The 5,640-nt window shown below is 55.6% G+C and carries 4 protein-coding genes; 1 reads left to right on the top strand and 3 read right to left on the bottom strand.

Going from position 1 to position 5,640, the window contains the following annotated elements:
- Positions 1-161 precede the first annotated feature (161 nt).
- A complete protein-coding gene (locus Q0294_RS13980) occupies positions 162-1,238 on the top strand; it encodes an alpha/beta hydrolase (RefSeq protein WP_299466482.1) in 1,077 nt (358 codons plus the stop codon).
- Between the two features lie 42 nt (positions 1,239-1,280).
- Here the strand turns inward: Q0294_RS13980 and Q0294_RS13975 are convergent, their stop codons facing one another.
- The 3 genes from Q0294_RS13975 to Q0294_RS13965 all read right to left on the bottom strand — a co-directional run bounded on the left by Q0294_RS13975 (position 1,281) and on the right by Q0294_RS13965 (position 5,583).
- Positions 1,281-2,015: an MBL fold metallo-hydrolase gene (locus tag Q0294_RS13975; protein ID WP_299466479.1), complete on the bottom strand. Its 735-nt coding sequence runs from the start codon at positions 2,013-2,015 to the stop codon at positions 1,281-1,283.
- A gap of 659 nt (positions 2,016-2,674) precedes the next feature.
- Positions 2,675-4,339, bottom strand: a complete 1,665-nt coding sequence (locus Q0294_RS13970; RefSeq protein ID WP_299466476.1) for an FAD-dependent oxidoreductase — start codon at positions 4,337-4,339, stop codon at positions 2,675-2,677.
- A gap of 68 nt (positions 4,340-4,407) precedes the next feature.
- Positions 4,408-5,583 carry a sialidase family protein gene (locus Q0294_RS13965; protein WP_299466473.1) on the bottom strand — a complete coding sequence of 392 codons (1,176 nt, stop codon included), beginning with the start codon at positions 5,581-5,583 and terminating at the stop codon, positions 4,408-4,410.
- Positions 5,584-5,640 lie beyond the last annotated feature (57 nt).

Genomic DNA, 5,640 nt, shown 5'->3' with positions numbered 1-5,640 from the left:
TTCGTGATTTTCGTGTATTTCGCGGTAGAAAAACTATCCTGGCGAATCGGGATTGGTAAACTGGACTTGAACAGGACTCGCATTGAACCTGTAACGACGAGCGGGTTTTTTCGAGCGGTCGCTTTTCACATCCAGCATCAAAACAGAAAACGAGAGACAGAATGACACACATTCCCCAGATCCAATTTGGTTTACGAATCCTCGTTTTGTGTAGCACGGTGATCCTGTCCGGCAATGTGCGGGCGGCTGATGAAAAGCCGCAGGCCGACGAACGGCTGCAGCAGTTGTTGAAGCGATTTCCCGACGCCGACAAAAACAAGGATGGCGTATTGACCCGGGCCGAAGCGAAGGAATACCGCGAAAAAAGCAACGGTGCCCCGGCCAATGAGATCAAACCGACGTACGCCGATGTGAAATACGGCGCTCATGAGCGGAACGTGCTCGACTTCTATCAGGCCAAATCGGACCAGCCGACTCCCCTGGTGATCTACATTCACGGCGGCGGTTTTGTCGGCGGCAGCAAGCGAGTGAGCGCGGGGCTTGTAAACCTCTTTCATACAGCCGGCATCAGTGTCGCCGCGATTCACTACCGCTTTATTGACGGGAAAGACGTACTGCTTCCCGAACCGCAGCGCGACGGTGCGCGGGCCGTGCAGTTTCTGCGCAGCAAAGCCAAAGAGTGGAACATCGACCCCAAACGGGTCGCCTGTTTTGGCGGTTCCGCCGGCGCCGGGATTTCGATGTGGATCGGTTTTCACGATGACCTGGCCAATCCGGACAGCGCCGACCCGGTCGAACGCGAATCAACGCGCATCCAGGCGATTGGCACTTTTGGCGGTCAAAGCACCTATGATCCGATCCAGATCAAAGCGCTGGTCGGCGGCCGGGCCTGGGAGCATGGTTCGATCTTCAAAGCCTACGGCGTCACGACCGCGGAAGAGGCGCTGCACCCGACGCCGGAACGTCAGAAACGCTACGACGAGTCGTCGGCAATCACTCATCTGACCAGAGACGATCCGCCACTCTACATGGTCTACAGCGAAGCCGACGGCCCCCTGCCCGACAACGCCCGCCCCGGCCAGGGCATCCATCACCCGAACTTCGGCCGCGATCTGGTCAAGAAAATGAACGAACTCAAGATCGAAAACGTCTTCATCTACACCCCCGAAACCAAAGGCCGCAACCCCAACCGCGAAATGCTGGAGTTCTTTCAAAAACAGTTTGCGAAGGTGAAATAGGTTCCTTGCCTTTTCGTGCTGTTTCGTGTTTTTCGTGGTAGCTCAACCAAAGACGTCTTTCATCGCGGTCGACAGATTTTGAAAAGCCTGTTCGCCGTCACCGGCGAAGCTGGAGCCGTGCATGATGGCCAGGGTTTTCGGTTTCAAAGCGGCCAGTTTCTGCAGAATTTTGTCTGTCTGTTTTGTATAAGGGATGTAGTCGGCCAGTGGTCCCGCCTGCATCTGCTGCATCGTCGCCCGGACCTGTTCGGATAGATCACTTTCGGTAAGCGGTTTTCCGTTCCCCCCCTGATGGAACAGGTCCGAGCAGAACAGCGTCCCCTGTGTCTCTTCATATAAGAGACCGGCGTCCCAGCCGTGAGGGAGTTGCGCGGTCGAGCAGAAGCGGTATTGATATTTACCCGTACTCAGCAGGTCACCGTCGTTCATCCCGCGTGGCGGCCGGATGGCGAAGTCGTTGATGTTGACCATCGCCGAAACCAGACTGCAGACCGGCTCCGCCTGGGGTGCTACTTCCAGCCACTGATTCAGCGCCCCGCATTCGTCCGATTCGAAATGACTGAAGGCAATATACCGCAGCGTCGCTGGATCAATGATCTGCTGCACCGCTTTTAAGAGCTGCGGAAAGCTGGCCTTATACCCGGTCGTAAATAACAACGGCTCATCATCGCGAACCAGAAAATAGTTAAACTGCAAATCCAGAGCCGGCGCATAACAGCCAAGCCGAAACACATCCGGAGCAATTTCGTTGATCGTGGGTGGGGCGAAGTCGAACATGGGAGGGCTTTCTGAAGCGGTGTGAGTGTCAAGCAGTAGTCATCAAATTCATGATCATAATGTACCAGTGAAAACAGTCAACGTCAGGCTGCGGGCTTAAATTCGTTTTCGGTTTCACTGGGGAGTGTTCATCTGCGGGCGGCGGTTGCTATCTGGTAGGATTTGTTTGCCGTTGGTTCGATAACGGCGGCTGGCGCCGAGCCGCTCAGTTTTGGGGTGTGCTTTTATTCTGGTTCGTTCTGGGGTGGGGCGCTGGTGCTGCGGGCGGACACATGGGTCTGCCCCTGCCTCTTTTTTGTAGCGGGAATCGTTTCACTCCAGGTTGGTGATTTTGATTCTCTCTGTTGGCGTGGGTGAGGCAAGAGATAATGGATTGTTTTTTGTGGCGAGGGAGTGCTGAGATGTGTGGGTGTGGTGGAGACGTGTGCTGGGATGGAGGCCTTGTGTGCGGGTGTGTGTCGATACGCATAAGGTTTTTGACTCAGAAATTGTTGAATCTTGCTGAAACGAGGGGCTTTTATAGTGCTGATATTGGCAGTGCTGCCTGTTCTTCAGCTGAACCTGTAGTCCGTTCGCGCGCGACACACATGAGAGGGATCATGGCGAACGGCGGGTTGGCGTCAAGTCGAATTTATTCAGCAACTGGCACTAAAACGTTGTCATCTGGTACGTGGTTTAGTGTTGGACGGCCAGTCGAGCAGTTGCCCGTCGGCCAGCAGTTGTGTGCGGAGTCGCTGGTAATTCACATCCTGGATTTTGCAGCCGGCATCGATGGCCTGACTGGCGGCGGTCGCGGCGGACTGGCTGAGAATCATCAGCACCGGTTCCATGCGGGTGGAGCCGAAGGCGACGTGACTGGCGGAAATCGCAAACGTGACCAGCAGGTTATCACATTCGGAAGCCTTGGGAACGATGGCATCATAACCAATCGGATAGGGGCCGCGGGTGCCGGTGTGGCCGAGCAGTTTTCCTTCGCGGACCATCACACCATTGTGAGCGATGCGGCGGATTTCGTGGATGTCGACGCCGTAGGAGGCGAGGCCCACCGATTTGGGAGCGACCTCTGCATGCCGACAATGATGTTCGGTCATGACGAGGTCGGAAATCATCCGCCGCGATTCGCGGATATAGAGTTGATGCGGCCAGCCGCCATTGTCCTGGAATTCGTCTTTGCAGAGGCCGTATTGGCTGACCTGCTCGAGCACTTTGTCAGGCACGCGCTCGTCGGTCTTGAGAAAATAAAACAGGCCGCGGGCGTAGTTTTCGTGTTCTTTGATGATCTGCTGCCGCTCGGCGTGGCTCGCTTCGGTGTAGCCTTTGTTGCCGCCGACATAGTTCAGACCGAAGTAGGCGGTGTTGAAATCGAATTTGCCGTTGGGGAGTGCGTCGTGTTTGGTGAACCAGCGGAGGTCCATGTCGTCGCCGGCTTTCTGGCAGGCGGCGATGTAACGGGCGACGATTTCATAGCGGGCCGGATCGTAGTTTGCGGGCGGCGCGATGGGAATGCGGTTTTCGGGTTGATCGGTGACACACAGGCGGAAGCAGTAGGCCTGCACGCCGGGAGCCGCTGCACCGATGGTTCCCAGCTCTCCGACTTCGATGAGGGGGAGCAGGCCGCTTTCGGGTTTGCCGGGAATGCGATAGGGATCGAGAGGAATCGCGCGGTCCCACAAGCCGCGGCGGTCTTTGCGGCGGCCGATCTTGTCGACCTTGCCGAACTCGACCTCGGGGATTTCGTGGAGCTGAATGCCGTTCAAGGTTTCGTTGTATTGAGAATTGGCTTCGCGGGTCAGCGAACAGGACACGCCGGCGGCGGCGAGCAGATCGCCTTCATAGGTCGTGTCGATAAACATTTTCGCAGCGATACGGGTTCCCTTGTCAGTGATGAGTTCGGTGATCGTGGGACCCTGTTTGACGACTTTCTGCAGCGGTTCCCCTTTGATGACGGTGACGCCGGCCTCTTTGATCATTTCCTCGAAGACCTGCTCGGCGACGTGTGGCTCGAGTTGGGTTTCGAGAGGTTTGTTGTATTTTTTGCCGATCCGTTCGTAAAACTCGCGGGCCATGCCGGCGACTGTGGCGGCTTTGCCCATGTCGGAATAACTGAGGCCGCCCGAACTCATGCCCCCCAGATGTTGACCCGGTTCAATCAGAACGGCTTTTTTACCGAGCCGCGCCGCTTTGACGGCCGCGACGACGCCCCCCGATGTGCCGCCGTAAACGCAGATGTCAACACTGTGATCCGGATCGGCTGCGGTCAGATGTTGTGTCGAAAAGAGCAATCCGCAAATCAGGGTGAGAACGGTGATGAGGTAACGGGGCATGGTAAAAGCTCAATTCATTCGAGGCGCAAAATCAGTGAGTTCAGGAGTATTTCAGCATGATCAAAAAATCAATCTTTCAAGATCCATTTCAACGGAAATTGAGCGACTGTCAAGGCGGTTGTGTCATAACCGTCATTTTTCAAGCCCCCATCTTCGTAAAAACAGAAGATCGAACCGTCGGGCAGCGACGCCAGATCGCTGTAGCCGCTGATGCCTGGTTCCAGAACCTGTTTGCCAACCCAGGTCTGGCAGTCATCGAAGCTGACCTGCAGCGTCAGGTTTTTGCGGTCACGGTTTGGCTTGCGGCGTTTCGTTTTGTTTTCCAGGTTATCAGGATTGGCGAAAACGATGGCGTTTTTCGGTTGCGATGGGCTGGCGGGAACTCTGAGAATGCTGGCCATGCAGACGGGTTCCAGCAGTTGATCGTCAAAATGTTTGTCGGTCCAGTTGGTGGCGCCGTTATCGCTGACGGCAATCAGACGTCGGTGCGGCTGCGCTTCCGTGCGCATGTTGACGAGGACTTTGTTATTGAACAACTGGACGGCGACGGTTTCGCTGGGATTCACAACGGTTTCGCCGGCGACTTCATCCCCCTGCTTGACGATGATGTCACCCCGCTGCCAGGTTTTGCCATGGTCGTCGCTGAAGATGGTCGCGACGCTGGAAGGGCGATGTTTCCTGCCGCCGGTCGAAAGCCAGACGGGGACCAGCAGGCGTCCGTTTTGCAGTTGAATGCCGTGCCCGGGGCCGGCAGCGATCACGTTCCAGTTGTATTCTTTGCGGAACTGTTCAAAGACTTCGGTAATTTCAACCGGTTTGCTGAATGTCTGCCCGTCGTCTTTGCTGTCGATATAAAAACAGCGGCCGTAGTTTTCACAATACAGCAGATGCACCTGGCCGGTTTGTTCGTCGGCGAAAGCGACGACGTTGTTGACCGTGTTTTCTTTGGCGTCATGAATCGTTTGCGGGGGCAACCAGGTTTTGCCGCCATCGGTGCTGCGGCGTATCAAAATGTCGATGTCGGCCCAGTCGCCTGCTGCCTTGCGGGCTTCACAATACGCAAGCAGTGTGCCCTGTTTTGTCGCGATGATGCCGGGAATGCGGTAATGATGATACTCGCCGTCACGTGCGGTGAACAAGGTGGTTTTCTGGTGATCGTCTGCCTGCACGGCAGGCAGGATCGACAGGAATGCGAGCAGAAACAGGGAACAATTCTTCGCCGAGCACTGGGGAAAAAGTCTCATAGGGATGCTTTCCTGATGAAGGTTTAATAATATTATTGTTGCGATATTATTATCTAT

The sequence above is a fragment of the uncultured Gimesia sp. genome (assembly GCF_937919775.1).
Taxonomy (GTDB): domain Bacteria; phylum Planctomycetota; class Planctomycetia; order Planctomycetales; family Planctomycetaceae; genus Gimesia.
The sequence above is the reverse complement of the archived record's forward strand: the minus strand, read 5'-3'. Positions and strand labels throughout refer to the sequence as shown.

Excerpts from the sequence above, each read along its gene's own strand:
- Q0294_RS13980 (WP_299466482.1), top strand. The coding sequence starts at position 162 with ATGACACACATTCCCCAGATCCAATTTGGTTTACGAATCCTCGTTTTG.
- Q0294_RS13975 (WP_299466479.1), bottom strand. The coding sequence starts at position 2,015 with ATGTTCGACTTCGCCCCACCCACGATCAACGAAATTGCTCCGGATGTG.
- Q0294_RS13970 (WP_299466476.1), bottom strand. The coding sequence starts at position 4,339 with ATGCCCCGTTACCTCATCACCGTTCTCACCCTGATTTGCGGATTGCTC.
- Q0294_RS13965 (WP_299466473.1), bottom strand. The coding sequence starts at position 5,583 with ATGAGACTTTTTCCCCAGTGCTCGGCGAAGAATTGTTCCCTGTTTCTG.